The 682-nt window shown below is 68.2% G+C and carries 1 protein-coding gene; it reads left to right on the plus strand.

The features are described 5' to 3' along the window. Positions 1-23 precede the first annotated feature (23 nt). Positions 24-682: hypothetical protein (locus tag AC1D15_RS35800; RefSeq protein ID WP_477829826.1), on the plus strand; the 659-nt coding region annotated here is incomplete at its 3' end.

Consider the following 682-nt stretch of genomic DNA (forward strand, 5'->3'; position numbering starts at 1 on the left):
GCGTGAGCCTGCCGCTGCAAATCGTGCCGGTGCTGCGCGGCATCGGCGGCCAGGTGGCGTCTGGCCAGGCGATCGTGCTCGAAGGCTCGGGCTTCAACGCGCCGGACCTGAGCGTCACGATAGATGGGCGCGCGGTGACAGGCTTCACCGTGCGCACCATCGTCGACGGCATCTTCGACTCGTCCGCCAGCAAGCAAGTGCAGCAGCTCTTGAGCCTGACCGTGCCGCCCGGCGTCGGTGCGGGCGTGGTCGTCGTGTCCAGCAGCGGGGGCAGCAGCAGCTTGAGCGCCGCCTCGCGCCACGTGACGGCCATCAATGCCACAGCCGCCAGCGGCAGCGCGGCCCTGGCGGCACTGCCTTCGGCCAACACCGGGCAGAGCATCACGGTGGCGGGCAGCGGCCTGGTGGCCAATGACCGGCTGGTGTTCACGACCTTGAGCGATTTCGGCAACCTGTCCGAACTGACCGTCGCCACCACGGCGAGCCTTACCGACCAGACGCTCACCGCCATCGTGCCCACCACCGCCCACACCGGCCATGTGCGGCTGGAGCGCGACACCAGTGGCCTGCTGCTGCAAATCGTGCCAACGGTGATCGACCTGCAGGTCGAATCGGTGTCGACAGACGGCAAGTCGGCATCGGTGCTGCTGGAAGGTACCGGCATACTGGAAGCGGCTGACAC

The sequence above is a fragment of the Rhizobacter sp. P2_H2 genome (assembly GCF_056403375.1).